Here is a 26,007-nt window from a genome sequence, read left to right as displayed (position 1 = left end):
GCTCTCACCAGCCGGGGGCGGGCGGGATTGCGCTGTCACCACCTGGGGGGCGGGATTGCTCTGTCACCACCTGGGGTGGGGGTGGGGGTGGGCGGATAGCGTGGGGGCATGCTGTCGGCGCGCGTGGTGTCCTTCTCCCCCGACGACCCGCTGGCGGGTCTGCAGGTCGGGGACGCCGCCGCGCCATCGGCCCCCGACGGGTGGAGCACGGTGGACGTGCGTGCCGCCTCGCTCAACCACCACGACCTGTGGTCGCTGCGCGGGGTGGGCCTGCGGGCCGAGCAGCTGCCGATGGTGCTGGGCACCGACGCGGCCGGCGTCACGGACGACGGGCGCGAGGTCGTGGTGCACGCGGTCGTGGGCGGTCCCGACGGGCGCGGCGTCCCGGCCGACGAGCCCCGGACCCTGCTCTCCGAGCGCTACCCCGGGACGCTCGCCGAGCGCGTGGCCGTCCCCGCGTGGAACCTCGTCGCCAAGCCCGCGGAGCTGACGTTCGTCGAGGCCGCGTGCGTGCCGACCGCCTACCTGACGGCGTACCGCATGCTGTTCCGGTCCGGTGCGGCGCAGCCCGGGCAGCGGGTGCTCGTGCAGGGCGCCGGCGGCGGGGTCGCGGTGGCGGCGGTGCAGCTGGGCGCCGCCGCGGGCCTCGAGATGGTCGTGACGGGCCGGGACGCGACCAAGCGCGAGCGGGCGCTGGGGCTCGGTGCGGCGCTGGCCGTCGAACCCGGTGCGCGCGTCGGCCGCGTGGACGTCGTCCTGGAGACGGTCGGGCGGGCCACGTGGGAGCACTCGGTGCGCTCCGTGCGACCGGGCGGGCGGATCGTCGTCGCCGGGCTGACCTCCGGTGACCCGGGACCGGCGTCCCTCACCCGGGTGTTCTTCCAGGAGATCAGCATCGTCGGCGCCACGATGGGCACGCGTGACGAGCTCGGCCACGTCCTGGCGTTCCTGGCCCGCACCGGGGTGCGCCCCCTCGTCGACTCGACGTACCCGCTCGCGCGCGCCGCGGACGGCCTGGCACGCCTCGCCTCGGGCGCGCACGTCGGCAAGATCGTCCTCGAGGTCTGAGCCGTGCCGTCGTCCGAGGTGCCCGCCCGGCCGTCGCCCCCGGCGACGTCCACGTGGGACGGGTCGACCCTGACGGCCGACTGGTCGCCCGACGCCCTCGGGGAGGGGTTCGAGGCCCGCCGCCTCGACCTCGCCGACGACGACGAGGGCGAGGTCACCGCGACGCTCGTGCGGCACCTGCCCGACCCGACGCTGCGCCCCGCCCGGGCGGTGCTGTACGTCCACGGCTGGTCGGACTACTTCTTCCAGGCGCCGCTCGCCCGGTTCTGGCACGCCCAGGGTGCCGCGTTCTACGCGCTGGACCTGCGCAAGTACGGCCGGTCCCTGCGCGACCACCAGACGCCCGGGTACGTCGACGACCTGCGGACGTACGACGAGGAGATCGGCGCCGCCCTCGACGTGCTGCGTGCCGAGCTCGGGTCCGTCGCACGCGTCATCCTCATGGGTCACTCGACGGGCGGACTCGTGCTCAGCCTGTGGCTCGCCCGGCACCCGGGTGTCGTGCGGGGGCTCGTGCTCAACTCGCCGTGGCTCGAGCTGCAGGGCTCCTCGCTCGCGCGCCACCTCTCGGCGCCCGCCATCAGCCGGCTCGCGCGCTTCACGCCCAAGGCGGCGCTGCCGAACATCGACCCGGGCTACTACGCCCGCACCATCGACGCCGCCACCGGCGGCGACTGGACGGTCGACGCGCGGTGGCGCCCGACCCCGTCGTTCCCGGTGCGCGCCGGCTGGCTCAGCGCCGTCATGGTCGGCCACGCGGCGGTGGCCCGCGGCCTCGGCATCACCGTGCCCGTCCTGACGCTGATGTCCGACCGCACGCTGATCAGCGCGCGCTGGACGGAGGACATGCGCTCGGCCGACATCGTCCTGGACACCGAGGCCATCGCCCGCCGCGCCGTGCAGCTCGGCCCGGTCGTGACGACGGTGCGGATCGCGGGGGGCATGCACGACCTCACCCTGTCCGCGCGGCCGGCACGTGAGCGGTTCTACGCCGAGCTGACGCGCTGGCTCGTCGCCTACGGGTGGGCCTGACCCCTCGCGGGTCGGCGCGTCACAGCGCGCCCGTGGCCTCCGAGAGCGTGGGGCCGCCGTCGCCGAGGCGCCAGGCCCGCCAGCCGTCGACGCCCTCGACGCCGGACACCGTCTGCGCGGCCACGTCGGGGTCCGCGAGGACCTCCCCGTCGGGCAGCTCGATCATGCCGTCGGAGCGCAGCAGCGCCGAGAACCGCTGCCCGCGCCGCTCACGCACCCACACCAGGGTCGTCACCGCCCGCCGTCGCTTGGCGAGCATCGCGAGCTCCGGGAACGGCCAGTCCGGGCGCTGCGGCCGGCGGCTCTCGTCGGGTGCCGCGTCGGGGACCTCGGCAGCGGCCTGCCCGCGCGGCGGGGTCGGGGCGTCCGCGTCGGCAGGGCGCGCACCGGCACCGTCGACGACGGCCGCGCGCAGGCCGGCCACGGGCGTCAGCGTCGGCGGACCCTGCGTCGTCGACGCCGACGGCGGCACCGACGCGTCGCGCGGCCACTCCGTGACGTCGGGCCGGCCGGGCCCACCGGGCCGGGGCGAGTCCGCGGGCGGCTCGGGGGGCTGGGCGGTGGGTCCGGCGGTGCGGAACGGCAGCGGCGTCGGCTCGGTGACGCTGCCGCGCCGCCCGATGGGCGTGGGGGCGGGCGGCGCGGTCCGCTCCTGCGGCGTGACGGCGCGCAGCTCGCCCGTCGGCAGGGACTTGGGCCGGCCCGCCGGCAGCCCCTGGCCGCGCTCCGGCTCCGGCTCGTAGGCCATCGCGGTGGCGAACGCCTCGCTCGAGCGCACGAGCCGCAGCGCGGTCGGCTCGACGGTCCGGCGGACCCCCTCGTGCAGCGCCAGCGGGGACACCTCGACGAGGCGGCGCTCGTCCCCGCGGACCACGCCGACCTGCAGGACGTCCACCTGGTGCTCGCCACCACGAAGGAACCCGAGGGTGTCGGCGGCCTCGGCCGCGACCTCCGAGCACAGCAGCAGCAGCCGCACGCCGCCGCGCCCGCGGCCGGCGGCCGCTCCGAACGGGACGTGCTCGCGGAACGCCGCGTAGTCGACCGCGAACCGGCTGGGGTCGACGTGGTAGGCGCGGGACAGGTCGGCGGTGGTCATCCGGGCCGCGGCCCCGCCGTGGCGCAGCGCGGCGACGATCGCGTCGTCGTCCAGCACCTGGGCGACGGCCACGACGACGGGACGTCCCGACGCGTCGAGGGCGAGCAGCTCGGGCAGGTCCGCGCGGTCGGACGTCCCGCGGGCACGCACGACGAACAGCGGCTCCCCGGCGATGGCCGCGAGGTGGTGGGTGACCAGGGCGGTGACCTCCTGCGCGAACGACCCGGCGAGCGGCTGCATCGGCTGGACGAGGCGTGGGCGCCCGTCGTCGAGCTCGAAGATCGGCATGTCGCGTCCGGGCCTTCCTTGCACAGCGTGGCGGTCGTGACGCCGCCACGCCACGGGTCGCGGCGTGCGGCGTCGCCTGGACACTGTCCCACATCTCGGGCGCTCCGGTCAGCCCGTCGGACGGGCGACGCGGGGTCCACCCCTGGTCCTGGTCGGCCGTTCAGGTGATCCCCCTGCGGGTGGACGCGGGAGGCGGCCGACGGCAGGGTGGGAGCATGCTCATCGCCTTCTCCGTCGCGCCGCTGGGTGCCGGCGAGTCCGTGTCCCAGGCCGTCGCCGACGCCGTCCGCATCGTCCGCGAGTCGGGGCTCCCGAACCGCACGGACGCCATGTTCACGACGCTCGAGGGCGAGTGGGACGAGGTCATGGACGTCGTGCGGCGCGCCACCGAGGCCGTCGGCGCGCACGGGCACCGCGTGAGCCTGGTGCTCAAGGCCGACATCCGCCCCGGTCACACCGGCGAGCTCGACGGCAAGGTGGCGCGCGTGGAGGCCCTGCTCACGGACTGACTCCGCGGGCGCGGGTCAGGCGCGGGTCAGGCGCGGGTCAGGGTGCGGGTCAGGCCGGGGCGTCGCGTCCGGGCAGTCGCGACGCCAGCAGCTCGGCCAGGTGCACGCCGGAGACGTCGGCGAGCTGCTCGGCCTGCGTGCGGCACGAGTAGCCGTCGGCGAGGTACACGTCGCCCGGCGCGGCGGCGCGCAGCGCGGGCAGCAGCGCGTTCTCCGCGACCGCCACCGACACGTCGTAGTGGCCCTTCTCCATGCCGAAGTTCCCCGCCAGGCCGCAGCAGCCCGCGAGCGCCGAGAACGTCGCGCCCGCGTCGGTGAGCAGGCGGCGGTCGGCCGTCCACGTCATCACGGAGTAGTGGTGGCAGTGCGGCTGGACGACGGCGGTCACGTCGGACAGGTCAGGCACCTGCCAGCGGTCCCCGGGCCCGACGGGCGCGGGCGCGGTGAGCAGCTCGGCGAGCGTGCGGGTCTCGCGCTGCACGGCGACGGCGCGCGGGTCGTCGGGCAGCAGGTCGACGAGGTCGCTGCGCAGCACCGCCGTGCACGACGGCTCGAGCCCGACGATCGGGATGCCGTTGACGGCGAACGGCCCGAGGACCTCCAGCAGGTGCTCGAGCTGGTGGCGGGCGCCGTCGAGCTGGCCCGTGCTGATCCACGTCAGGCCGCAGCAGGCGTCGTGGTCCGGGACGAGGACGTCGTAGCCCGCGTCGCGCAGCACCGCGACGGCGGCGTGCGCGACGGACGGCGACAGGGTGTCGCTGAACGAGTCGGTCCACAGCAGCACCGGCGGGCGCGGCGCGGGGGTCCCGACGGCGTCGGGCATGCCGGCCTCGTCGACCGTGTCGACGGGCAGCGTGACGGTTGCCGCGCCGCGACCTCCCACGACGCGCACCTCACCGGACCGCCGGCCCGTGCTCCGTGCCCACGCACGGAACGGCACGGTCGCGAAGCCCACCATGCTGCGCCGCGTGTCCATACCGCCGAGCGCCAGGACCGCCTTGGCCACCGGCCGCACACCCAGCACCGCGTTGACGAGGGCGGCCAGGCCGGGCACCGCGGTGACGAGCCGTGCCCAGCGCGGCAGCCAGCCGAGCGCGTAGTGGTTGACCGGCCGCAGCCGGCCCCGGTACGTCCGGTGCAGCACCTCGGCCTTGTACTGCGCCATGTCGACGCCCGCGGGGCAGTCCGACGAGCACGCCTTGCAGCTCAGGCACAGGTCGAGGGACTCGTGCACCTCGCGCGAGGACCAGCCGCGCGACACGAGCGTCCCGTTCGCCATCTCCTGCAGCACGCGTGCGCGGCCGCGCGTCGAGTCCTTCTCGTCCTTGGTCGCCAGGTACGACGGGCACATGAACCCGCCGGACGCGTGGTTGTCGGCACGGCACTTGCCGACGCCGACGCACCGGTGCACGGCCGTCGTCATGTCACCGCCGTCGTGCGGGAACGCGAAGCCGCCGGAGCCGGCGAGCAGCGGGCGCGCGGCGGGGCGGCGCAGGTCGGCGTCGAGCGGACGGGGCCGCACCAGCACGCCGGGGTTGAGCAGGTCCCGCGGGTCGAACAGGTCCTTCACGGCGCCGAAGAGCTCGATCGTGCGCGGCGAGTACATGACGGGCAGCAGCTCGGAGCGGGCGCGACCGTCGCCGTGCTCGCCCGACAGCGAGCCGCCGTGCCGCGCGACGAGCTCGGCCGCGTCCTCCATGAACGCGCGCAGCGGGTCGCCCGAGCGCGTCATCGGCACGTCGAGGCGCAGGTGCACGCAGCCGTCGCCGAAGTGCCCGTAGGCCAGGCCGTCGACCCGGTGGTCGGCCATGAGCGCCTCGAGCTCGCGCAGGTACGCACCCAGGCGCTCGGGCGGCACGGCGGAGTCCTCGAACCCAGGCCACGCCTGCTCGCCCGACGGGGTGCGCCCCCCGAGCCCGGCACCGTCCTCGCGAATCCGCCACATCGCGGCGGCCTGCGGACCCGGCGGGAAGACCGCAACGGCGTCGGTGCCCGCGTCGGCCGCGAGCGCGCGGGCCGTGGCCATCGCCTCGTCGAGCGTCGGGCCGCCGACCTCGCACATCATCCAGCCGCCGCCGGGCGGCAGGTCCGGCACGGCGGACGCGCCCTTGACGCGTCGGACCACGTCGACGAGCCGGGCGTCCATGCCCTCGATCGCGAGCGGGGCGTGCGCCAGCAGCGCCGGGACGGCGTCGGCGGCCGTCGCCATGTCCGGGTAGCCGAGGACGACGAGCACGGGCGCCGACGGCACGGGCACGAGGTTCACGGTCGCGCCGAGCAGCGTCACCAGCGTGCCCTCGGTGCCGACGAGCATCTTGGCCAGGTCGGTCCCGTTCTCCGGCGCCAGGTGCTCCAGGGAGTACCCGGAGACCTGGCGGCGGAACCGGCCGAGCTCGGTGCGCACGACGTCGAGGTGCGCGCGGACCAGCGCGTCCAGGCCCGGGACGGCGTCGAGCGCGCCGGCCCCGGCGCGGGCGGTGAAGCGGCGACCGGTGCCGTCGACGACGTCGAGGTCGACGACGTTGTCCGCGGTCCGCCCGAACGCGACGGCCCGCGGGCCGCACGCGTTGTTGCCGATCATGCCGCCGAGGGTCGCGCGCGCCTGCGTCGACGGGTCGGGCCCGAACCGCAGGCCGTGCGGCGCGGCCGCCTGCTGCAGGTGCGACATGATCACGCCCGGCTCGACGCGGGCCGTGCGGGCCTCCGGGTCGATCTCCAGGACCCGGTTCACGTGCCGGGAGAAGTCCAGGACGATCCCGGTGCCGACGGCGTTGCCCGCGACCGACGTGCCGCCGCCGCGCGACGTCAGCGGCGTGCCGGTCTCGCGGGCGACCGACAGCGCCGCGAGCACGTCGTCGGTGTCCTGCGGGAAGACCACGACCTGCGGCACGACCCGGTAGTTGGACGCGTCCGTGGAGTACTCGGCCCGACGGCGGGTGGAGTCGTCGACGCTCCCGCGCACGACGGCGCGCAACGCGTGCGCGACGTCCCGGACGGCGGTCCCGGTCGAGTCGGTCGTCACAGCCACGGTCCGCAGTCTGGCACCCGTCGCCTAGGACCTGCGCGCCACGTCCACGTCACCGCTCCTCACCGCGCCGCGGCTCAGCCCGGACGAGGAGCACCGCCGACCGTCGCCCGTGCCACCTTGAGCGGGCTCAGGTCGCCGACGGGGGCCGTCGGCACCGACAGCGTGGAGACCGAGGTGTAGCCGGCCTTGGAGCCGGTGACCCTGACCGTCACGGTCGCGCCCCGGTGGGCCGCGCCGGGCACGAACGTCGTCGCCGTCGCGCCGCTGACGGCCACGCCGGAGACGTACCACTGGTAGGTGAGCGTCACGCCGCTGGTCCACGCCCCCGGCACCGCCGTGAGCGTCTTGCCCACCCGGGCGACCCCGAGGATGCGGGGGGTGGCCGACGTCAGCGTGCCCGGGACGACCGCGGTGGTCGGCTCGGAGGTCCGCACGACCGTGGCATGGCCCGCGCGGGTGCCGGTGACGCTGACGGTGATCCTCGTGCCGAGGTGGGCGGCGCCGGGGACGAACGTCGACGTCGTCGCGCCGTCGACGGCCACGCCCGCGGCGAACCACTGGTAGGTGACGGCCGTGGGCTGCGGCGACCACGCGCCGAGCGTGGCGCGCAGCGTGCCCCCGACGGCGGCGCTCCCCGCGATCGTCGGTGCCGGCGCGGCCGCGAAGTCGGCCGGCGCCGACGCGTCGGGGACCGCGAGCCGTGACAGCACGACGCCCCCCGACCCGTCGGACCACGCGAGCAGGTCGCCGTGCAGGGAGATCGCCGGCCCGTAGAGGTAGTACGGCTCGTCGGCGGGGCTGACGGTCGCGAAGGGTGCGTCCGCGTCCAGGGAGAAGACCTGGACCGACGCGGTGCGGTAGCCGCCGTAGTCGACCCTCTCCCCCGCGCGGTACTCCCAGTTGCTCACCAGGGAGACCGCGAAGGCGGTGCCGGAGCGCGAGAGCTGGATGAGACCCCAGTGGTCGTCCGTGCCGGCGTCGACGGCGTCGGCGACCCCGTCGTGCAGCACCAGCGCGCCCGGGCGGGCGAGGTCGCGCAGGTCGGCGACGTAGAACGTGTGGGCGGGCTCCCACGTGGACGTGTCGGGGTACTCCACGACCCAGATGAGCAGCCGACCGTCCTCGACGCTGAGGTGGCGCACGTGCCCGGGTGCCGGGCCGGAGTCGAGGCCCGGCACGGCCCCGACGAGCACCGCGGGCCGGGTCGTCGCCGTGTCGAGCGCCCACAGCTCCCCGTCGTCGTCGTCCACCCACACGGCGAGCGACCCCTGGCTGGCCAGGGAGCAGCCGGCGTCCCTGTCGGTGAAGACCGGCCGGCCGTAGTGCCACACCTCGGTCTCGAACACGAGGGCGCCGGTGCGCAGGTCGTACGACCGGCAGTCGGTCGTGAGGTCGACGCGGCCGTCGTGGATCCGGTAGTTGCCGGCGCCGTCGGAGACCGTGGTGGACCACAGCTCGGTCGTGCCGTCGAACACCGTGAGGTCCGAGTACCCGTGCGCGTCGGGCGTGACGTGGACGTCGAGCCCGCCCTCCTGCCAGGGGGCGTTGTGGATGCTCTCGGAGCGCGAGCTGATGTCGGCCGTCCGCGACCTCTCGGCCGCGAGCGTGAGGGCGTGACCGTCCCGCGTGTAGCCCTGGGTCCACTGCGCCCCGCCGGTGACGGAGTCGCTGGTCCACGTCACCGCGTCGCCGCTCACGGACAGCGCGTACACCGTGCCGACGTTGCCCAGCAGCGGCGTGGCGACCACCGGCACCGGCGTGTACGCGGCCGGGTCGTCGTAGCGGTAGACGTAACCCCGCAGCAGCTCGTCCGTGCCGATCCACGGGCTGGTGAGCGGTCCGTTGCCGGCCGGGGGCATGTAGACGACGTGGCCGTCGCTGGACGCGGTGAGCTGGCCCCGGGTGTCGTGGCGCGAGAGCTGGGAGGCGGTCGCGCTGCCGTCCGCGCGCCCGATCGTCAGGGTCCGGTGCGTGGGACCGGAGAAGATGGTCCCCCCTGGGAGCGTGAGCAGGGGCGAGTTCACCTGCGCGTCCCACCGGCGGGTCGGGGCGTCCGGGGCGAACCGGTAGACCGCGCCGGAGACCGACCCGTCACCGGCCCTCCCTGCCCCGCTCGCCCCCGGGTCCTTCCACCACTGCACCAGGTGCAGGCTCACCACGGCGCCGGACACGGCAAGCTTCGACCTCGTCGCCGAGTAGGAGCCTCCGGGGTCGGGGTACTGCCACTCCCCCGGGGAGCCGCCGTCCGTGATCTCGTCGTCGGGCACCGCGCCCAGCACGCGCAGGTGCGGCTGCCCGGCCTGCCACCCCAGCACGGTGACGTCCGTCGGGATCCCGTCGCGGTAGACGCCGACCAGGAGGCCGAGGCTGCGCCCGTCGGGTCCGGACTCCGCCAGCAGCGGCTCGGCACCGCGCGGGACGCTCGCGGGCGCGACCGCGACGTTCGTGCGGACCACCTCGGCACCCGTGACGTCGACGCTGCGCACCACCAGGCTCCCGTCGGTGACGCACCCGAACGTGCTCGGCCAGCGGTAGGACTCGTACCACCCCGTGTCGGACCCGGTCAGGAACGTGCCGTCGACCGCGGCGCGTCCGGACCGGGACCCGGCCAGGTCCTCCCAGACGATCTCGTCGAGGGAGTACCCCGCCGGGCCGGTGAGGAGGTCACCGCGGAGCCAGCGCGGTTCGGCCTGCGACCCCCAGGTGGGCGACAGCACGAGGTCGCGGACCGGGTCCGGCGACCCCGTCCGGTAGACGAGCAGCTGCCCCGAGTAGCGTCCGAGGCGCACGACCTGCCCCTCGGCCGAGACGAGCCGCTGCCCTGCCAGCTGCGGGTCCGGGTCACGACGCGAGGAGCCCTCGCGGGAGACGAGCACGTTCTCCAGCACGCCGGCGTCGGACGTCGCGACCAGCTCCGTCACCCCGAACGCCGCCGACAGGGGTGGCGCCGGCCCGTCCGCGGTCGCGGTCGGGGTCGGGGTCGGGGTCGGGGCGAGTGCGGCCTTCCGACCCCAGATCTCGTCGTCGGTCCGCGGCGTGGCCGTCAGACGCAGGAGGTCACCGGCCGCGGGGCAGTACTGCCCCGCACCTGCGCGCAGCCCGATCGTCACGCGTCGCCACGTGCCGGACGCGCCCTTGACCTGCACCTGGACGCTGACCGTGCCCTGCCGCCCGATCTCGCCGGACAGTACGCCCTGTGCCGTGAGCGTCAGGGAGGCGGGCGTCGACAGCGGGTCGAAGCGCCAGCTCACCGCGGCACCGTCCGCCATCGGCTTCGTCGTCAGCTGCACGGTGAACGGCGAGCCGATCGGCACGTCCCGGGTGGTGTCCGTGGGCACGGCGTACCCCAGGAGCCGCTGCGCGACCCGTGCGGCCGCCTCCTGCAGCGCGGCCGTCCCGGTGTACGACGTGTGGACGGCCACCCCGGCCGTCGCGGCGCCCAGCGGGCTCACGGCCGCCTCGGGCGTCGCGAACAGGTTGCTCGTGTCGCACACGACGTCGTACGCGTCGCACACCGACGTCGTGATCGGCTGCAGGTCGCGCAGCGGCAGCGACGACAGGTCACCGGCCCAGCCGGTCAGGCCCGTCCCGGGAGCAGCCGTCCCCAGCGCGGCGACACCGGCCTCGGTGTTCCGCGCAGGGTCGGCGACCAGCACGATGCCGGCGAACTTGTCCGGGTCCGAGGCGTGGACGGCCGCCGACCGGTGCACGACGAGCGCGCCCTGCGAGTAGCCGACCAGCACGATCGACTCGTCCGGGCAGCGGGCCTGCGAGTCGTCGATCACCGTGTTCAGGGCCTCGTAGCCCGACCCGATGCTGTCCAGGTACATGTTGCTCACGTGGGCGGGGCTCACGTCCAGGAAGAGCGCGGCGTGCACGGGCAGCGACTGGTAGTCGACCTGCACCTGCCGGACGCTGCGCCGGTCCCCGACGGCCTCCTGCAGGCGGTCGCGGACGTGGGCGACCTCCGCCCCGAACCCACCGCTGTCCTCGCTCGTCTGGCCCGACCCCCGGACGCCCACGACGAGCACGTCCGCACAGCCCTGGAGCGAGGTGACGCCGTGGTGCACCGGTGCGGGCCAGCTCGCCGCGGCGGCGGCGGGTGAGACCGCCCCGGGCACGGCCAGGAGGGCGGCGACGAGGCTCACGACGAGCACGGACGTCAGACGTCCGACGAGGCGGGACGGAACGGGCATGCCGGTCTCCGTGGACGACGGGGGGCGGTCCGGGACGAACCGTCGTTCGGTCATCGGCGGGTCGGGGGCGGTGCTTGAGCCCACGCGGCACACGCGGGCGTCAGCGGGTCAGCGCGTCAGGGGGCACGCGACGCACGCCGGCGGCCGGGAGCCACGCGGCGGGCACGTGCCGCACCCGCTGCGACCGAGGGCCGCGGACGAGGTCTGCACCAGGCCGACGCGCGCGGCGTGGTCGAGCACGGTGAGGACCAGCCCCTCGTCGACGCCCAGCTCGCGCGCGACCGACGCCGGCCCCCGGCCGCGCCCCGACGCCGCGACGACGTCCGCGAGCAGGCTCACAGCAGCACCCCCACCCGGAACACCGCGACCGCCAGCAGCCACGCGACCGCGAGCTGCGCGCCCACGCACCCGAGCGTCCAGCGGGCACCGAACAGCCGCCACTGCTCGGCGACCGTCGCCAGGCAGGGCGTGTACGCGAGCACGAACACCATGAACGCGGCCGCCGCCGCACCGGGGTGCCCGCCCGAGGACTCCTCGAAGGTCGCACGGATCCGCTCCCCCAGGTCACCCGACGCCGCCGGGTCGTCGGGCTCGTCGACCGCGTACACCTGCGCGAGCGCCCCGACGACGACCTCCTTGGCGACGAACCCCGTCACGAGCGCCGCCGCCGCGTGCCAGTCGCCGAAGCCCGCGGGCGCCAGCACGGGTGCGACACCCTGGGCGGCGCGCCCGTACAGCGAGTCCTCCACGGGCACGTCGCCCACCGCGTGCCCGCCCGCGACCGGCACGGCGAGCGCGAGCCACACGACCGTCAGCGTGACGACGATCACCTGCCCGGCCTTGGTGAGGAAGGAGCGCACCCGCGCCCACGTCGAGGCGGCCAGCGCGCGCAGCCGCGGCCGCTGGTAGGCGGGCAGCGCGAGCACGAGGGGCTCGCGCACCAGGTCCCGGAACAGGGTCGCCCGCAGCACGAGGCCGCCCAGCACGACGAGCGCGATGCTCGCCACGTACATGAGGAAGATCGCGGTGCCCGCGTGCGCGGGGAAGAACACGGACGCGAGCAGCACGTAGACCGTGAGGCGGGCCGGGCACGTGGTCCAGGGCACGAGCAGCCCGACCAGGAGCCGCTGGCGGGCGTGCGGGAGCGTGCGCGTGGCCGCCAGCGCGGGCAGGTTGCACCCGAAGCCGACGACGAACGGCAGCATCGCGCGGCCGTCGAGCCCGATGGCCCGCATCGCGCGGTCGGCGACGAACGCGGCGCGCGCGAGGTACCCGCAGTCCTCGAGCACGGCCACGGCCACGAACATCAGGGCCATGAGCGGCACGAACGCCGCCACGGTCCCCACGCCGGCGAGCACGCCGTCGACCAGCAGGCCGTGGAGCCACGCGGGCGCGCGCACCGCCTCGAGCCCTGCGGTGACGGCACCCGTGAGCGGACCGTCGACGAGCCCGGCGACCGCGTCCATGAGCGGTGCCGCGGCAGCGGTCGCGAGCTGGAACAGCGACCACGTCACGGCCAGCAGCACGGGCACGCCGAGCACGGGGTGCAGCAGCACCCGGTCGACCCGGTCCGACCAGGTCCGCACCCCGGTGGGTGCGACACCCCCGACGGCCCGCACGACGTCGTCGACCCACGCGAACAGCGCCTCGACGTCGTCGGGTGCCGCACCGGTGGGACCGGGCGGCGGCGTCGCGCTCCCCGACCCGGCGGCGGCGAGCGTGGCCACCACGGCCCGCTCGAGCGCGTCCGTGCCGCGCCCGCTGCGCGGGTGCACGGGGACGACGGGCACGCCGAGCCGGGCGGCGAGGGCCGCGGCGTCGACGTCGACGCCGCGGTCGCGGGCGACGTCGCACATCGTCAGGGCGACGACGACGCGCCGGACCTGCCGGGCGGCCTGCGCCAGCAGGTACAGGGACCGCGACAGGGCCCCGGCCTCGACGAGGACGACCGCGAGGTCGGGCCGGCCCAGGGCGCCCGCCCCACCGACGGCGTCGGCCGTGACCTGCTCGTCGGGGGTGCGGGCGAGCAGGCTGTAGGCGCCGGGCAGGTCGACCAGGCGCAGGGTCGGCGCGTCGGGCGCGGACGTCCGCCAGGCGCCCGTCTGCAGCTCGACGGTCGTGCCGGGTGCGTTGACGACGCGCTGGCGCCCGCCCGTCAGGGCGTTGAACAGCGTCGACTTGCCGACGTTCGGGTTGCCGACGAGGACGACGAGCGGGGTGTCGAGGGTGGGCGCCGGCGCGGCGGGCGTGGCCTCGTGACAGCTCACGGCGCCACGTCCGTCGCTCCCCGCGCGCCGGCGACCGGCGCGACCCGGATGCACGCCGCGGTACGGGCGTCGACCGCGAACCGGTCGGCGCCGACCGCCACGACGAGCCCGCCGAACGCGCCCCGGAGGGTGACCCGCAGCTCACCCCCGGGGCGCAGGCCCAGCTCCTGCAGGCGGACCCGCGGGCCGTCCTCGAGGTCGAGGCCGGCCACGCGGGCGGTCCCGCCGGTGGGCACACCGCTCAGATCCACGGCGCCCAACCTAGAGGTGAGGCAAGCCTCACCTCATGGGACCGAGGTCCCCGGGGTCAGGACTCCAGCGTCGCGTCGAGCGTGATCTCCGTGCCCGTCAGCGCCTTGCTCACCGGGCACCCGGCCTTGGCCGCCTCGGCCGCCTGGCGGAACCCGGCGTCGTCCAGGCCCTCGACCTCGCCGCGCACCGTCAGCGCGATCCCGGTGATGCGGAAGCCGCCGGCCGGGTCCGGGCCCAGGCTGACGTCGGCCGTGACGTCGAGCGCGATCGGCGTGCCGCCCGCCTGGGCGATGTCGGCCGAGAGCTGCATGGCGTAGCAGGACGAGTGCGCGGCGGCGATGAGCTCCTCGGGGCTCGTCGTGCCGCCCGCGTCGTCGGCCGCCCGCTTCGGGAACGAGACGTCGTACGTGCCGACCTTCGAGCTGGTGAGCTCGACCTGGCCGCCGCCGTCCTGCAGCGTGCCGTTCCAGGCGGTCCGTGCGGTGCGCGTGGGCATGTCCACTCCTCGTGCGTCGGGTGAAGGGGCGCGACCCGCGCCCACGGTCGACCCTAGGCGGGTGCCGGACTCAGCGCGCGCGCTCCAGGTGGGCGGCGACCACGTGCGCCGGCGCGCCGGCCGCGCGCAGGGCCCACGCGGCCCGGGCGTGCAGCGCCCGCCGCTGCCCCGCCTCGAGCCCCGCGTACAGCGACGTCCGCACGAGGTCGTGACGGAACACGAGGCGGTCGCCGCGCGCGTGCACGACGCCCGCCGCCAGGCCGTGACGCAGCGTGCGCCAGCACTCGGTGACGGGCTCGCCCGCCAGCGCGGCCAGGTCACCCACGACGAACGACGCCCCGAGCACCGACGCCTGCCCGAGCAGGGCCAGGACCTGCGGTCCGAGGTGCTGGACGTGCGCGCGCCCGACCTCGTCGAGCTCCTCGAGCCACCCCGTGCCGACCGCCTCGACGACGCCGCCGCTGCGCTCGAGCACGCCGCACGCCTCGGCGGTGCGCAGCACGTCGACGACGAGCCGGGGGTTGCCGCCCGCGGTCGCCAGCACGCCGCGCAGCGCCGGGCCGACGCCCGCGTTGAGCAGGCACTGCGCGAGCTCGAGCGTGGCCGCCGGCCCCAGCGGGCGCAGCTCGAGGTAGCGCGCCCCGGCACGCGTCCAGCCGGCGACCACCACGTCGAGCTCGTCCCGGTGCGGCACCCCCCGCATCGTCATGACGGTCAGGGCCCGCGGTCGCGCTCCCTCGCCGGCCAGGTCCGCGAGCAGGTGCAGCGTGCACGGGTCCGCGAGGTGCACGTCCTCCAGCACCAGGACCCACGGGCCGCGCTCGCCGCGCCGGCGCACGAGGGCCGCGAACAGCTCGTCGGCGCGCGCGAACCGCGCGGGGGCGTCGGCACGCTCCGGCGGGAGCACGTCGAGCAGGGCCGCGAGCTCGGCGACGACGGGGCCCCGGTCGTCGCGGCCACGGGACGGGCCGAGCAGGGCGTCGCTGAGCAGCGCGTAGGGGGCCGCGCCCGGTCCCACCGCGCGGCCGAGGCACACCTCGACACCGAGCAGCTCCGCGGCGCCCTGCAGCGCCTCGACGAGCCGGGTGCGTCCCACCCCGGCCTCGCCCTCGAGGAGCACCGTGGCGCCGCCGCCCGTCGCCACGGACGAGAGCAGCTCGTCGATGTCGTCGAGCTCCGCCCCGCGTCCGACCAGGGGGCGCGTCGGGGACGTCGGCTCGGTCATGCAGCCGATCGTATGACTCAGCCGACGTACTCCCAGTGCCACGGCTCCGGCTTGCTGCCACCGGCCCGGGCCCACTCGGGCAGTGTCCACTGGAACGACGGGGCGTTCTCCCGCATCCACTGGTGCTGCGCGGTGCCGAAGGTCTGCACGCTGCCCCCGAGGTCGACCGCGAGGCCCCAGCCGTGGTTCGACGTGCCCGGCGCCGCACAGAGGCTGCCCTTGCTGGCGCGGCACGCGACCTGCCCGGCGTACGAGCGGTACGAGTCGGAGATCGTCAGGTGAGTGCCGAACCGGGCGGCGAAGGCGGCGTCGAGGGCGTCGAGCGCCTCGGCGGCGTCGCAGCGCAGCAGCGCGGAAGAGTCGAACGACACCCCGCAGAGCGCCGAGCTGGGGATCTGGCCGTTGGCGTAGCCCCGCAGGGACGCCTTCCACGCGGCCCGCTGCGCGGCCTGCTCGGTCGCGACGCGCTCGGCCTCGGCCGCGGCGACCTCGGCGGCGACCTGGGCGGCGGCGGCCTCGGCCTTCTTCTGCTCGGTGGTGGACAGGACGACCTGCGCGGCCTGGCGCACGCGGTCGAGCGCGATGCGCAGCGGCGTGGTCGCCGGGTCGGTCGTGTCGGGGAGGGTCGCCTCGGTGAGGGCCTCGGCCGCCGGCGGCTCCGCGGCCTCGGGGGACGCGGTCTCGGCGGGCGGGCCGACGGTGGCGGCCGTGGTCCCGGCCGTGGCCGGCGTGGTCGTGCTGGGCGCCGGGGTCGGCGTGACGTCGGCACCGGCCCGCTCCTCGCTGCGCGAGACGCTGGGGCGGCGCTCGATGACGGGCTGGGCGTCGACCTCGGCGATCGCGTCCTGCAGCGCGGCAGTGGCGGCGTCGAGCTCGGCGAGGACGTCGTCGGGGACGGCGACCTCGGTCGCGTCGGACCGCACGCGCGAGACCTGCTCGACGGCGGCCTGCGCGGCGTCGACGGCCTGCACCCGCAGCTGGGCGGCGTACGCGGTGGCGGCACGCTCGGCGGAGGCGCGCGCGAGCGCGGCGTCGGGGTCGACGACCGACGTCGGGGTCGGCTCGGCGCCGTCGGCGGTCACGACGACGGCACCCATGCTCAGGACGAGCCCGAGGGCGACCCCGCCCTGGGCGAGGCGGGTCGGCACCCGGGAGAGGCGCAGGGCGCGCGGAAGGGCGGCCGGCTCCGGACGCGAGGCGACATGCCTGCCGCCCGACGACCGACGCCGACGGCTCGGCAATCTGTCACTCACGCGAAACACGTTAAGTGTGTCGGACGATCGTCCAGCACACTTGAGGCCTCCGGGCAGGCGAAGATCCTGTGCACATCCTGTTACCGAACCGTCACACGAGCGGCACGGACGGCCGATTACGCTGACGGCCGTGCCCGCAGACGACGACCGACCCGCCCCGGTCGGCACCGTCCCCCCGCCCCCCGCCGGAGACGGCGGCGGCCTCGACGACCTCTACGACATCGCGCGGCTCGCCCGCCGCCTCGACGTCGAGCACGCGACGATCCGCGTGTGGCTGTCGCGCAAGGTGCCGTGGCTCCCGCCGCCCGACGGCCGGCTCAACGGCGGCGCGGTCTGGCGGGCGACGACGCTCGAGGGCATCGAGGACCGGCGGTTCCGCCGCCGCCCCGGGCGCAAGCCGCGGTTCACCGCGGCCCCCGCCGCGGCGGACGTGCCGCGCACCGGGTCGATCCCGATCGTCACCGCGCGCGCCGTGGCGGCGCGCTCCCCGCTCGCCGTGCCGGCTGCCACCACGCCCCCGCACGGGGTGGGCTCCCTCGCACCGCGCTGACCCGACGCGCGTCCGCGGCGACCCGGCGAAGCCGACGAACCCCCGCGGAAGAGAATTTGTGGAGATGGGGTGACGAATCGCCTACTGGTCAGTAGCGTGCACCCCGTGCCCGGGGCGCTGTGACCACAGCCATACCCGGGTGTGACGTCCCGGGGGGGCCACCCGTCGCGACGCCTGTCCCGCTCCTCGTCGTCCGACACCCCCGGGATGAGACCACATGCCACGTCGCCCGCTCGCCGCCCTGACCGCCGCGTCCGTCGTCCTCGCCGGCGCCCTGCTGGGCGCACCGCCCGCCACGGCCGCACCGCCCGACGGCCTGTCCGACCTCCTCGTCGGCAGCACCGTCCCGGTCGACCGCGTCGAGGGCGTCGGTGACGCCCTGGCCGACGCCAGCGGCACCGTCACCGCGTTCGTCGAGCTCACGACGCCGTCGGGCGTCGAGGTCACCGCCGACGGCGGCAGCCCCGCGCAGGTGCGCGCCGCCGCCGCCGCCACCCAGGCCGCCGCCGAGGACGTCGTGCCCGCGGAGGCCTCGCCGGCCACCGCCCGGGCCGCCGCGACGCGGCCGCAGCGCCTGGCCACGGTCACCAACCTCGTGTCCGGAGCGCTCGTCCTCGGCGACGCCGCCCAGCTGCGCGCCCTGGCCGACGACCCCGACGTCCGCTCCGTGCGCCTCGTCACCGAGCGCACCCTCGACAACTCGGCACAGGTCGAGTTCACGCGGACCCTGGCCACCTGGCAGGACACCGGCGTGCTCGGCACCGACGTCACCGTCGGCATCATCGACACCGGCATCGACTACACCCACGCCGCGTTCGGCGGCCCCGGCACCGTCGAGGCCTACGAGGCCGCGTACGGCGCCGACGGCACCGGCCCGGTCCCCGCCGGCGCGTACGACCCCGCCAAGTACCTCGGCGGCTACGACTTCGCCGGCGTGGACTACAACGCCGGCGGCACGGGTGCCCAGCTCGTCCCCGTCCCCGACGAGAACCCCATCGACGTCCACGGCCACGGCACGCACGTCGCGGGCACCGCGGGCGGCTACGGCATCACCCCCGACGGCGAGACCTTCGACGGCGACTACTCCGCGCTGACGTCGGTGCTGGACTGGCCGGTCGGCCCGGGCACCGCCCCGAAGGCCGGGCTGTACGCGCTCAAGGTCTTCGGCGACGTCGCGGGCTCGACCAACCTCACCGCGCTGGCGCTCGACTGGGCCGCCGACCCGAACGGCGACGGCGCGTACGACGACCGCATCGACGTGCTCAACCTGTCCCTCGGCGGCTCCGGCGCCCCCGCGGACGACCCCGAGTCGCTGCAGGTGGCCGAGCTCACCGCGCTGGGCACGACCGTCGTGCTCTCCGCCGGCAACGAGGGCGACGTCGAGGACATCGGCGGCTCCCCCGGCAACGGCTTCGCCGGGCTGACCGTCGCGTGGTCGATCGGCAAGGACCTCGCGTTCGACGCCCTCGAGGTCACCGAGGCGGCCGACCCGGCCCTCGTCGGCCGGCACGCCGGGCAGAACTCGGTGAGCTACTCGGGTGCCGACGTCACGGCCCCGGTCGCGTACGTCGGGGCCACGTTCGACGGCTGCACGGCGTTCACCGCCGAGCAGGCCGCGGCCGTCGCCGGCAAGATCGCCTACCTGTGGTGGGACGACGACGACGCCACCCGTGCCTGCGGCTCGGGCCTGCGCTTCAACAACGCGACCGCCGCGGGTGCGGTGGGCGTGATCCTGCCGACCGAGCTCGACGTGTTCGCCGCCGGCATCGCCGGCAACGCCGCGATCCCCGGCTTCCAGATGACCGCGACCACGACCGAGGCGCTCCTGCCCGAGATCGAGGCCGGCACCCTGGTCGCCACGATCGGCCCGTCGCTCGCGCTGAGCACCCGCCAGGACGTGGGCCGGGACACCCTCAGCTCGTCGTCCTCGCGCGGCGTGCACGGCTCCCTTGGCTGGGGCAAGCCCGACGTGGCCGCCCCCGGTCAGCAGATCGTGTCGGCGAACGTCGGCACCGGCACCGGCGGCACGTCGAGCAACGGCACCTCCATGGCGTCGCCGCACGTCGCGGGCATCGCCGCGCTCGTCCGCGAGGCGCGTCCGGGCTGGTCGGCCGCGCAGGTCAAGGCCGCGATCGTCAACACCGCGACCCACGACCTGGCCACCGAGCCCGGCGGCGACCTGTTCTACGGGCCGGCACGCGTCGGCTCCGGGCGCGTCGACGCGCTCGCCGCGGTCACCAACGACACGCTGGTGTACAACGCGGACCGGCCGCAGCAGACGTCCGTCAGCTTCGGCGTCGTGCCGCTCGCGGACAAGCCCGTGACGATCCGCAAGGCCGTCACCGTGCAGAACCTCGGCTCGACGGCCCGCACGTACAGCACGTCCGTCACGTCGAGCACCACCTCCGGCGGGGCGACGATCACGGCCGCACCGGCGAGCCTGCGGGTCCCCGCGGGTGGCACCGGCATCGTCACGCTGACCTTCACGGCCGACCCCGCGACGGTCGCCCGCGACATCGACCCGACCCAGCAGGCCCAGCAGATCACCGGCCTGCCGCGCGAGTACGTCTCGCAGGTGTCCGGTCGGCTGGTCCTGGCGTCGGGCAGCACCCGGTGGCGCCTGCCGGTGCAGGCCACGCCGCGCCCCACGACGGACCTCACGGCCGCGGACGTCACGTTCGCGGACCCGTCGGGCACGACCGCCGAGCTCGCGTTCAGCGGCCGCGACGTCGAGGCGGACGGCTGGTACGGCCTCGCCACGCCGCTCGTCCACGGCGCCGACTCGCCGCGCCTGGAGGCGCTGCCCGCCGGGGCCGAGACGTCGCGCTCGACGATCGCCGCCGGTGACATCCGGCACGCCGGCTGGGCGTCGACCGCACCCGCGGTGACCGCCGCGGGCGGCGACCCGACCGCCGACGGCTACCTGGGCGTCGGCATCGCGACCGACGGCGACTGGGCGGCCCTCGGCCACTCGCTGCAGCCGTGGGTCCTGCTCGACACCGACGGCGACGGCACGACCGACGTCGTCTCGATCGCCAGCAAGCTCGCCGACACCGACTACTCCGTCGTCGAGACCTACGACTGGGAGACGGGCGACCTGCTCGCCGGCCCGGAGCTGCTCTACCCGTTCGCGGGCAACATCGAGATGGGCGCCTTCGACAACAGCACCGTCGTCGTCCCGGTGCCGCTCGCGGCGCTCGGCGTCGAGCCGGGCACGCAGGTCGGGGTCACCGCGCAGATGCGCAGCCCGTACGCGTTCCCCGCCGACGGCATCGTCGACGAGGTCGCGTTCACGGTCGACCCGTACGCCCCGCCGCTGTGGTTCGCGTCGAACATCGGCTCCGACTTCGTGTCGCAGACGTTCGACGGCGCCACGATCGAGGTCCACGGTGGTCCGGGCGCGGCCGACGCCGACGTCCTGGTGCTGCACCACCTCAACGGCACGGGCGACCGCGCCCAGGTCGTCGGGGTCACCGTCCCCGACGTCATCGCGACGACGACGACCCTCGAGGTCGACTCGGAGCTGACCGCCGGGCGCAGCACCCTGTTCCAGATGACGGTCACGCCGCGGGAGGCCACCGGCACGTTCACCCTGTTCGACGGCGACACCGAGCTCGGCACCACCGAGGTCGTCGACGGCGCCGGGGTGTGGAGCACCGAGGCGCTCGGCGCCGGCACGCACCTGCTGCGGGCGCAGTACACGCCCGACTCGCCGGCGTTCGCACCGTCGTCGTCGGACGTCGTGGAGATCGAGCTCGCACCGTCGGTCTCGACCACGACGCTGCGGGTCACGCCGGGCGTCGCCCGGTACGGCCAGCCCGTCACGGCCACCGTCACGGTGACCGGGGACAGCTGGGCTCCCGCCGGGGCGGTGACGATCCGGGACCGCGGCGACGTGGTTGCGAGCGCGGACCTCACGGTCGACGGGCTCACCGGCACGGCCACCGTCGAGCTGCCGCGTGACCTGGCCACCGGCACGCACCGCCTGGTCGCCGTGTTCGAGGGCACCGACGACGTCGAGCGGTCCGAGGGCGTGGCGCAGGTGCGCGTGCTCCCGGGGGCCGCGACGGCCACGCTCGAGGCCGAGTCGTGGACCGTGCCGCGCGGCAGCACCCCTGCCGTCACGGTGCGCGTGGGCGGCGGCGACGGCGCACCGGCGGCCACCGGTCGGGTCACCGTGCTGCTGGGCGTGCGCCCGGTCGGCACCGTCAGCCTCGTCGACGGGGCGGCGACCGTGACCCTCCCGGCGGTCCGGACGTCGAGCGTCGTGACCGTGCTCTACACCGGCGGCGGGGGCTACCTGCCGACGGCGACCGCGAGGGTCATCCGGGTCGGCTGACCCTCGTCGCACCGCGTGGAGCGGGTGTCACCCGGGCGTCCGTCCGGGCGACACCCGCTCCTGCACGTCAAGGCGGCGCACGACTCGACCGATGGTCCCGACATGGGACTGGACCGACGGACGCCGCAAGGGAGCGGATCCGTGCTGCCCACACCCCACGGACCGACCGACGCACCGCTGCCCGTGAGCACCGGTGACGCGACCGTGGACACGGGACGCACGCCGGACGAGGTCGCGCTGCTGCGCGTCGTCGAGCACCTCGCGGAGGTTCCGGACGGCGACCCCGAGGACACCGTGGACGACGACGCGGCGCACGCCGGGGACGACGCGACGCCCGACGCCGAGACCGTGGACCCCACGCCGGAGGACGAGGCCGGGGAGCCGGACGACGCGGACGACGAACCTGCCGACCAGGCGGACGACGCGGACGACGCGCCTGCCGACGAGCCTGCCGACCAGGCGGAGGACGAGCCTGCCGACCAGGCGGACGACCAGGCGGACGACGTAGCCGCCGACCAGGCGGCCACGGCCGCGGCCCCACCCGCGCCCGCCGTCGAGGTCGGCCCCGTGGCCGCGGCGCTGTCCGACACGCGCCACCGCATCGACGAGCTCAACGCCGCCGAGCGGCTGTTCCTCGCCCAGCAGCGCGCCCTGGTCGGCGAGCTGTGCCCGGACCCGTCGGACGCCGAGGCCGTCGGGGCGCTCTTCGACCGGGTGCGCGAGGCGTGGGTGCAGTCGCCCGACCGGCCGGACCTGCAGCCGCTGGCCGACGCGTTCGGGGTGGCCCTCGGCGACCTCGTGTGCGCGCAGGCGCCGGACCTGGGGTGGGCCACGTGCAGCGACCGCTTCGGCACCGAGATCGTGCTGGCGCGCGAGGACCCGGAGGTGCTCGTGTACCCGATCGCCGCCGTCGCGCAGCACTGGCTCGACGCCTCCCCGGGGTGGCTCGTCCGGCACCTGGCCACGGTCGTGCACGGCGTCTCGCCGGAGCCCGCGGCGTCGGACGCCTGACCCGCGCCGGGGGGTGCGCCCCGCCCGGATGACCCCGGCGCGCGCCCGGACCCGGGCTGCGGACACCCCCCGGAGGGACGACGAGCCGCGCGTCGGCTCACGCACAGCCCCCGACGCGTCGATACTGGGGGGGTGACGACGTTCGACGACACCGGCATCTTCCAGCTGGTCGACGAGACCGGTGGCGACCACGAGCCCGCACGGCGGACCCGGGTGGTGGTCGTGCTCGTGGTCGCGGCCGCGCTCGTCGTGGCGGGAGTCACCTGGCTCGTGCTGGCCCGCGCCGCCGACCGGGCCTCCGCGCAGCAGATGACGGTCACGCTCCTGGACCGGGCCGCACAGCCGACCGACGAGCTCGGGGCCGCCGTCGTCGACGAGACCGGCATCGACCCCGCAACCTCGCGGTTCGCGGTCCGCACCACGGCCGGCCAGCACTACGCGGCGCTGCGGTGGGCGGGCGACCTGTGCCTGGTCGTCGTCCCCGACGGCGACGCGGCCCGCGTGGTCTGCGTGGCACCGTCCACGCGGGCGACCGTCACGCTGTCCGGTGCGGACGGGTCCCGCGTGCGTCTCGGCACGGACGACGCCCCGGCGCCCGGCACCGACGAGGGGTGGCGCGCGGCGGGCTCGAACGTCTGGGTGCTGGACGCCCCACCGGCCGAGTGACCCGCCCCGGGCTCAGCGCCCCGCGTCGGCGGCGTCGGTGAGCACGTCGACCACCCGCCGCACGCTGGAGGTCAGTCCCCAGCGCTCGGCGAGCGCCACGAGCGCGTCGGGGTCCGCCGGGACCGCCGGGAGGTGGTCGTCGACGTCCGCGACGGGCGCGTCGGGGGCGACCGTGACCACGCGGGGCGCGACGGCGAGGTAGTCGGCGGCGGCGGTGAGCCGAGTGCGCTGCGTGGCCGTCAGGCCCGCGTCGCCCGCGTCGCGCGCCGCCAGGACGCCCGCGAGGGAGCCGTAGCGTCGCAGCAGCGTCGCCGCGGTCTTCTCCCCGATCCCCGGCACGCCGGGCAGGCCGTCGCTCGGGTCGCCGCGCAGCACCGCCATGTCGGCGTACGCCCGTCCCGTCGGCACCCCGTACCGCTCCGCGAGGACGCCCTGGTCGACGGCCAGCATCTCCTTGACGCCCTTGACGGGGTACAGCACCCGCACCGGCACGTCGTCGTCGACGAGCTGGAAGAGGTCGCGGTCGCCGGTCACCACGTCGACCGCGGCGCGCTGCCCGGCCGGCCGTGCCGCCTCGCGCGCGACGAGGGTGCCGATGACGTCGTCCGCCTCGTACCCGGGTGCGCCCAGGCGCGGGATCCCGAGCGCCGCCAGGACCTCGACGATGACCGGGACCTGGGCGCTCAGCGCGTCCGGCACCTCCTCCTCGCCCGTGGTGCCGGGCACCTCGCGCGCGACGCGGTGCGCCTTGTACGACGGCACGGCCTCGACGCGGAACGCCGGGCGCCACTCGTCGTCCCAGCACGCCACGAGGCGCGTGGGGTGCCGGTCGGCGACGAGCCGGGCGATCATCTCGAGCAGGCCGCGGACCGCGTTGACGGGCGTGCCGTCGGGCGCCCGCACGGAGTCGGGCACACCGAAGAACGCGCGGAAGTACAGCGACGCGGAGTCCAGCAGGAGCAGACGCCCGGCGGGGCCGTCGATGGCGGTCATGGGGGCACGCTACCCACCAGGGCCGACACCGGCCGCACGACGGCAGGGCCGGGCGGTGCCCCTCCGGCACCTCCCGGCCCTGCCGGTGGCGAGCCCCTCCGGCTCGCCGCCCCGCGGCGCGCGCCCGTCAGGCCGCGCTCAGGTCGAGCTGGTCCTCCACCACCGCGACGACGCTCCACGTGCCGCCGTCCGCGTCGCTCAGCTCCCACGCGGGCACCAGCAGGGTGGCGCCCGTCGGCGTCGTCAGCAGCGTGACGCCCAGGCGCGCCCCGGTGATCGTGACGTGCTGCACCGGCCAGGCGACGGGGTCGCCGGCGGACGGCACGGGCGGCACCGTCGGCTCGGCGGCGGGCTCGGCCGGCAGGGTCACGACGTCGTCGGCGACGGCACCCTCGGCGCGCGCCGCGAGCGGCACCATGCCGCCGTAGGACGCCCCGAAGCGCGGGTCGTTGAGCCGCTCGACGGCCTCGTCGGCGCTGACGTGGTCGTACGTGCCGAGCTCGACGAGCGTCGCCAGCGGCCCGGACACGGACTGCACCCCGGTACCGGCCAGCTGCACCGACCAGCCCAGGCCCGTCTGCGTGCCGTCGACGACCTGCGCACCGGTGACGCTGACGAGACCGGGGACGCCCGTGTCCTCGAACACCGTGAACTCGTACCCCGCGGTGTCGACCCCGAGGCGGCCCATGAGGTCGCGTGCCGCCGCGGTCGCGGCGTCGCCCGTGGGCGTGGCGGCGGGGTCGCACACGCTCGGGTCGGCCGGTGCGGGGTCCTGCGGCAGTCCGGGTGCGGGCAGCGGCTCGACGGCGACGTCCGGCTCGGGCACACCCTGCTCGGCTGCCCCCGCGGACCCGGCGGACCCGGCCCCGTCGAGCGTCTCCGGGACACCGCTCGTGCACACCGACGGGTCCCAGGCCCGGTCGTAGAACCACATGCTCGCCTGCCCGTCGACCCCCACCTGGACCGTCGCCGACGTGCCGTCGTTCGTGCCGACGACCCACTGGCCCCACTCCTGACGCGGCTCACCCGTGACGCCCAGCACCTCGGCGACGCGCGCCGCGGTCGCGGACGTCGCCGCCGCCGTCGCGTCGAACGCCCACGCCCGGCCCGAGCCGGCGGCGCCGGCGAGCCCGCTGCCGCTGAACACGGTCCGCCCCCCGAACCAGCCCGGCGCCATCATCGAGCGGGCGTCGGCCCCGGCCATGTCGGCGGTCGCGAGCTCGGGAGCGCCCGCCGCACCCCCGGCGCCCTGCAGCGCGATCGGGGGCGCCGACGGCTCACCGGCACCCGCGGCCCCCACCGCGTACCCGCCGCCACCGACCAGCGCGACACCGGCGGCCACGGCGGCGACCTGCAGCCAGCGCGCCGGGCCGGCACGCCGGGCGCGGGCCGCGGCGAGCTCGTCGGTCGCCGGGGCCGCGGCCGCCAGCGGCACGCCCGTGGCGTCGGTGAGGCGCGCGTGCAGCCGGGCCGTGTCGGGCACGGCGTCGGACGCCGGGTCCGCCGCCCGCACCCGGGCGACGGCGGCGTCCGTCGGTGCGTCGGTCGCCGGCGCCGCGGCGTCCGGTGCGCCGGACGGGGTGACCCGGGGGTCACGAGGGTCGCGGGCGTCGTCCATGGGGTGCCTCCTGGTGCGTGCGGAACGCGTGCTGTCTCCACCCCGTCTGTGTGGCGGGCGCTCCGTGTCTTGCACCGCCGTGTCTTGCACCGCCGCGGTGCGTCAGCGGCGGGCGCGGAC

At 76.3% G+C, this 26,007-nt stretch carries 18 protein-coding genes; 7 read left to right on the top strand and 11 right to left on the bottom strand.

The features are described from left to right. Positions 1 to 108: 108 nt before the first annotated feature. Positions 109 to 1,068: a zinc-binding dehydrogenase gene (locus tag Cph01nite_RS13405; RefSeq protein WP_203674970.1), complete on the top strand. Its 960-nt coding sequence runs from the start codon at positions 109 to 111 to the stop codon at positions 1,066 to 1,068. A gap of 3 nt (positions 1,069 to 1,071) precedes the next feature. After that, positions 1,072 to 2,100 (top strand): alpha/beta hydrolase, encoded by a 1,029-nt coding sequence (locus Cph01nite_RS13400; RefSeq protein WP_239069257.1) that lies wholly within the window; start codon positions 1,072 to 1,074, stop codon positions 2,098 to 2,100. A 19-nt stretch (positions 2,101 to 2,119) separates the two neighbouring features. Here the strand turns inward: Cph01nite_RS13400 and Cph01nite_RS13395 are convergent, their stop codons facing one another. After that, entirely contained in the window at positions 2,120 to 3,484 is a 1,365-nt protein-coding gene (locus Cph01nite_RS13395) for a restriction system modified-DNA reader domain-containing protein (protein ID WP_203674968.1), read from the bottom strand. 215 nt (positions 3,485 to 3,699) lie between these two features. Here Cph01nite_RS13395 and Cph01nite_RS13390 point away from each other — a divergent pair, with 215 nt between their 5' ends. After that, positions 3,700 to 3,993 (top strand): MTH1187 family thiamine-binding protein, encoded by a 294-nt coding sequence (locus Cph01nite_RS13390; RefSeq protein WP_203674967.1) that lies wholly within the window; start codon positions 3,700 to 3,702, stop codon positions 3,991 to 3,993. 49 nt (positions 3,994 to 4,042) lie between these two features. Here the strand turns inward: Cph01nite_RS13390 and Cph01nite_RS13385 are convergent, their stop codons facing one another. The 8 genes from Cph01nite_RS13385 to Cph01nite_RS13350 all read right to left on the bottom strand — a co-directional run bounded on the left by Cph01nite_RS13385 (position 4,043) and on the right by Cph01nite_RS13350 (position 16,605). Beyond that, entirely contained in the window at positions 4,043 to 7,021 is a 2,979-nt protein-coding gene (locus Cph01nite_RS13385; protein ID WP_203674966.1) for an FAD-binding and (Fe-S)-binding domain-containing protein, read from the bottom strand. A gap of 74 nt (positions 7,022 to 7,095) precedes the next feature. Next, entirely contained in the window at positions 7,096 to 11,217 is a 4,122-nt protein-coding gene (locus Cph01nite_RS13380) for a cutinase family protein (RefSeq protein ID WP_203674965.1), read from the bottom strand. Positions 11,218 to 11,325: 108 nt separating this feature from the next. Next, positions 11,326 to 11,556, bottom strand: a complete 231-nt coding sequence (locus Cph01nite_RS13375; protein ID WP_203674964.1) for a hypothetical protein — start codon at positions 11,554 to 11,556, stop codon at positions 11,326 to 11,328. Next, on the bottom strand, positions 11,553 to 13,484 hold the full coding sequence (gene feoB / locus Cph01nite_RS13370; RefSeq protein ID WP_203674963.1) for a ferrous iron transporter B: 1,932 nt from the start codon (positions 13,482 to 13,484) through the stop codon (positions 11,553 to 11,555). The genes Cph01nite_RS13375 and feoB overlap by 4 nt, the downstream gene beginning before the upstream one ends. Further along, positions 13,481 to 13,735, bottom strand: a complete 255-nt coding sequence (locus Cph01nite_RS13365; protein WP_203674961.1) for a FeoA family protein — start codon at positions 13,733 to 13,735, stop codon at positions 13,481 to 13,483. Before Cph01nite_RS13365 ends, feoB begins: the two co-directional genes overlap by 4 nt. 56 nt (positions 13,736 to 13,791) lie before the next feature. Beyond that, entirely contained in the window at positions 13,792 to 14,232 is a 441-nt protein-coding gene (locus Cph01nite_RS13360) for an OsmC family protein (protein WP_203674959.1), read from the bottom strand. Between the two features lie 70 nt (positions 14,233 to 14,302). Next, complete coding sequence (locus Cph01nite_RS13355) at positions 14,303 to 15,457, bottom strand: AAA family ATPase (protein WP_203674957.1); 1,155 nt, start codon at positions 15,455 to 15,457, stop codon at positions 14,303 to 14,305. 17 nt (positions 15,458 to 15,474) lie between these two features. Next, the gene (locus Cph01nite_RS13350) at positions 15,475 to 16,605 is read right to left on the bottom strand and encodes a M15 family metallopeptidase (protein WP_239069256.1); all 1,131 of its coding nucleotides are present in this window, start codon (positions 16,603 to 16,605) and stop codon (positions 15,475 to 15,477) included. 235 nt (positions 16,606 to 16,840) lie between these two features. Between Cph01nite_RS13350 and Cph01nite_RS13345 the strand changes: the two genes are divergently transcribed. The 4 genes from Cph01nite_RS13345 to Cph01nite_RS13330 all read left to right on the top strand — a co-directional run bounded on the left by Cph01nite_RS13345 (position 16,841) and on the right by Cph01nite_RS13330 (position 23,276). Further along, a complete protein-coding gene (locus Cph01nite_RS13345; RefSeq protein WP_203674955.1) occupies positions 16,841 to 17,260 on the top strand; it encodes a hypothetical protein in 420 nt (139 codons plus the stop codon). Between the two features lie 217 nt (positions 17,261 to 17,477). Further along, a complete protein-coding gene (locus tag Cph01nite_RS13340; RefSeq protein WP_203674954.1) occupies positions 17,478 to 21,599 on the top strand; it encodes a S8 family serine peptidase in 4,122 nt (1,373 codons plus the stop codon). 141 nt (positions 21,600 to 21,740) lie between these two features. Continuing rightward, on the top strand, positions 21,741 to 22,610 hold the full coding sequence (locus Cph01nite_RS13335; protein ID WP_203674952.1) for a DUF3806 domain-containing protein: 870 nt from the start codon (positions 21,741 to 21,743) through the stop codon (positions 22,608 to 22,610). 132 nt (positions 22,611 to 22,742) lie between these two features. Next, entirely contained in the window at positions 22,743 to 23,276 is a 534-nt protein-coding gene (locus tag Cph01nite_RS13330) for a hypothetical protein (RefSeq protein WP_203674950.1), read from the top strand. A gap of 12 nt (positions 23,277 to 23,288) precedes the next feature. Here the strand turns inward: Cph01nite_RS13330 and Cph01nite_RS13325 are convergent, their stop codons facing one another. Both Cph01nite_RS13325 and Cph01nite_RS13320 read right to left on the bottom strand, forming a co-directional pair. Beyond that, a complete protein-coding gene (locus Cph01nite_RS13325) occupies positions 23,289 to 24,269 on the bottom strand; it encodes a 5'-3' exonuclease (RefSeq protein WP_203674948.1) in 981 nt (326 codons plus the stop codon). A gap of 127 nt (positions 24,270 to 24,396) precedes the next feature. Further along, complete coding sequence (locus Cph01nite_RS13320) at positions 24,397 to 25,887, bottom strand: hypothetical protein (protein ID WP_203674946.1); 1,491 nt, start codon at positions 25,885 to 25,887, stop codon at positions 24,397 to 24,399. Positions 25,888 to 26,007 lie beyond the last annotated feature (120 nt).

Source organism: Cellulomonas phragmiteti, assembly GCF_016862775.1.
GTDB classification, from domain to species: Bacteria; Actinomycetota; Actinomycetes; order Actinomycetales; family Cellulomonadaceae; genus Cellulomonas; species Cellulomonas phragmiteti.
Note: the sequence above shows the minus strand (reverse complement) of the source record. Positions and strands in the feature narration are given on the sequence as shown.

Bases quoted from the DNA above. Each gene is read 5' to 3' on its own strand.
- Cph01nite_RS13355 (WP_203674957.1), bottom strand. From the start codon at position 15,457: ATGACCGAGCCGACGTCCCCGACGCGCCCCCTGGTCGGACGCGGGGCG.
- Cph01nite_RS13380 (WP_203674965.1), bottom strand. From the start codon at position 11,217: ATGCCCGTTCCGTCCCGCCTCGTCGGACGTCTGACGTCCGTGCTCGTC.
- Cph01nite_RS13390 (WP_203674967.1), top strand. From the start codon at position 3,700: ATGCTCATCGCCTTCTCCGTCGCGCCGCTGGGTGCCGGCGAGTCCGTG.
- Cph01nite_RS13405 (WP_203674970.1), top strand. From the start codon at position 109: ATGCTGTCGGCGCGCGTGGTGTCCTTCTCCCCCGACGACCCGCTGGCG.
- Cph01nite_RS13320 (WP_203674946.1), bottom strand. From the start codon at position 25,887: ATGGACGACGCCCGCGACCCTCGTGACCCCCGGGTCACCCCGTCCGGC.
- Cph01nite_RS13325 (WP_203674948.1), bottom strand. From the start codon at position 24,269: ATGACCGCCATCGACGGCCCCGCCGGGCGTCTGCTCCTGCTGGACTCC.
- Cph01nite_RS13340 (WP_203674954.1), top strand. From the start codon at position 17,478: ATGCCACGTCGCCCGCTCGCCGCCCTGACCGCCGCGTCCGTCGTCCTC.
- Cph01nite_RS13395 (WP_203674968.1), bottom strand. From the start codon at position 3,484: ATGCCGATCTTCGAGCTCGACGACGGGCGCCCACGCCTCGTCCAGCCG.
- Cph01nite_RS13360 (WP_203674959.1), bottom strand. From the start codon at position 14,232: ATGCCCACGCGCACCGCACGGACCGCCTGGAACGGCACGCTGCAGGAC.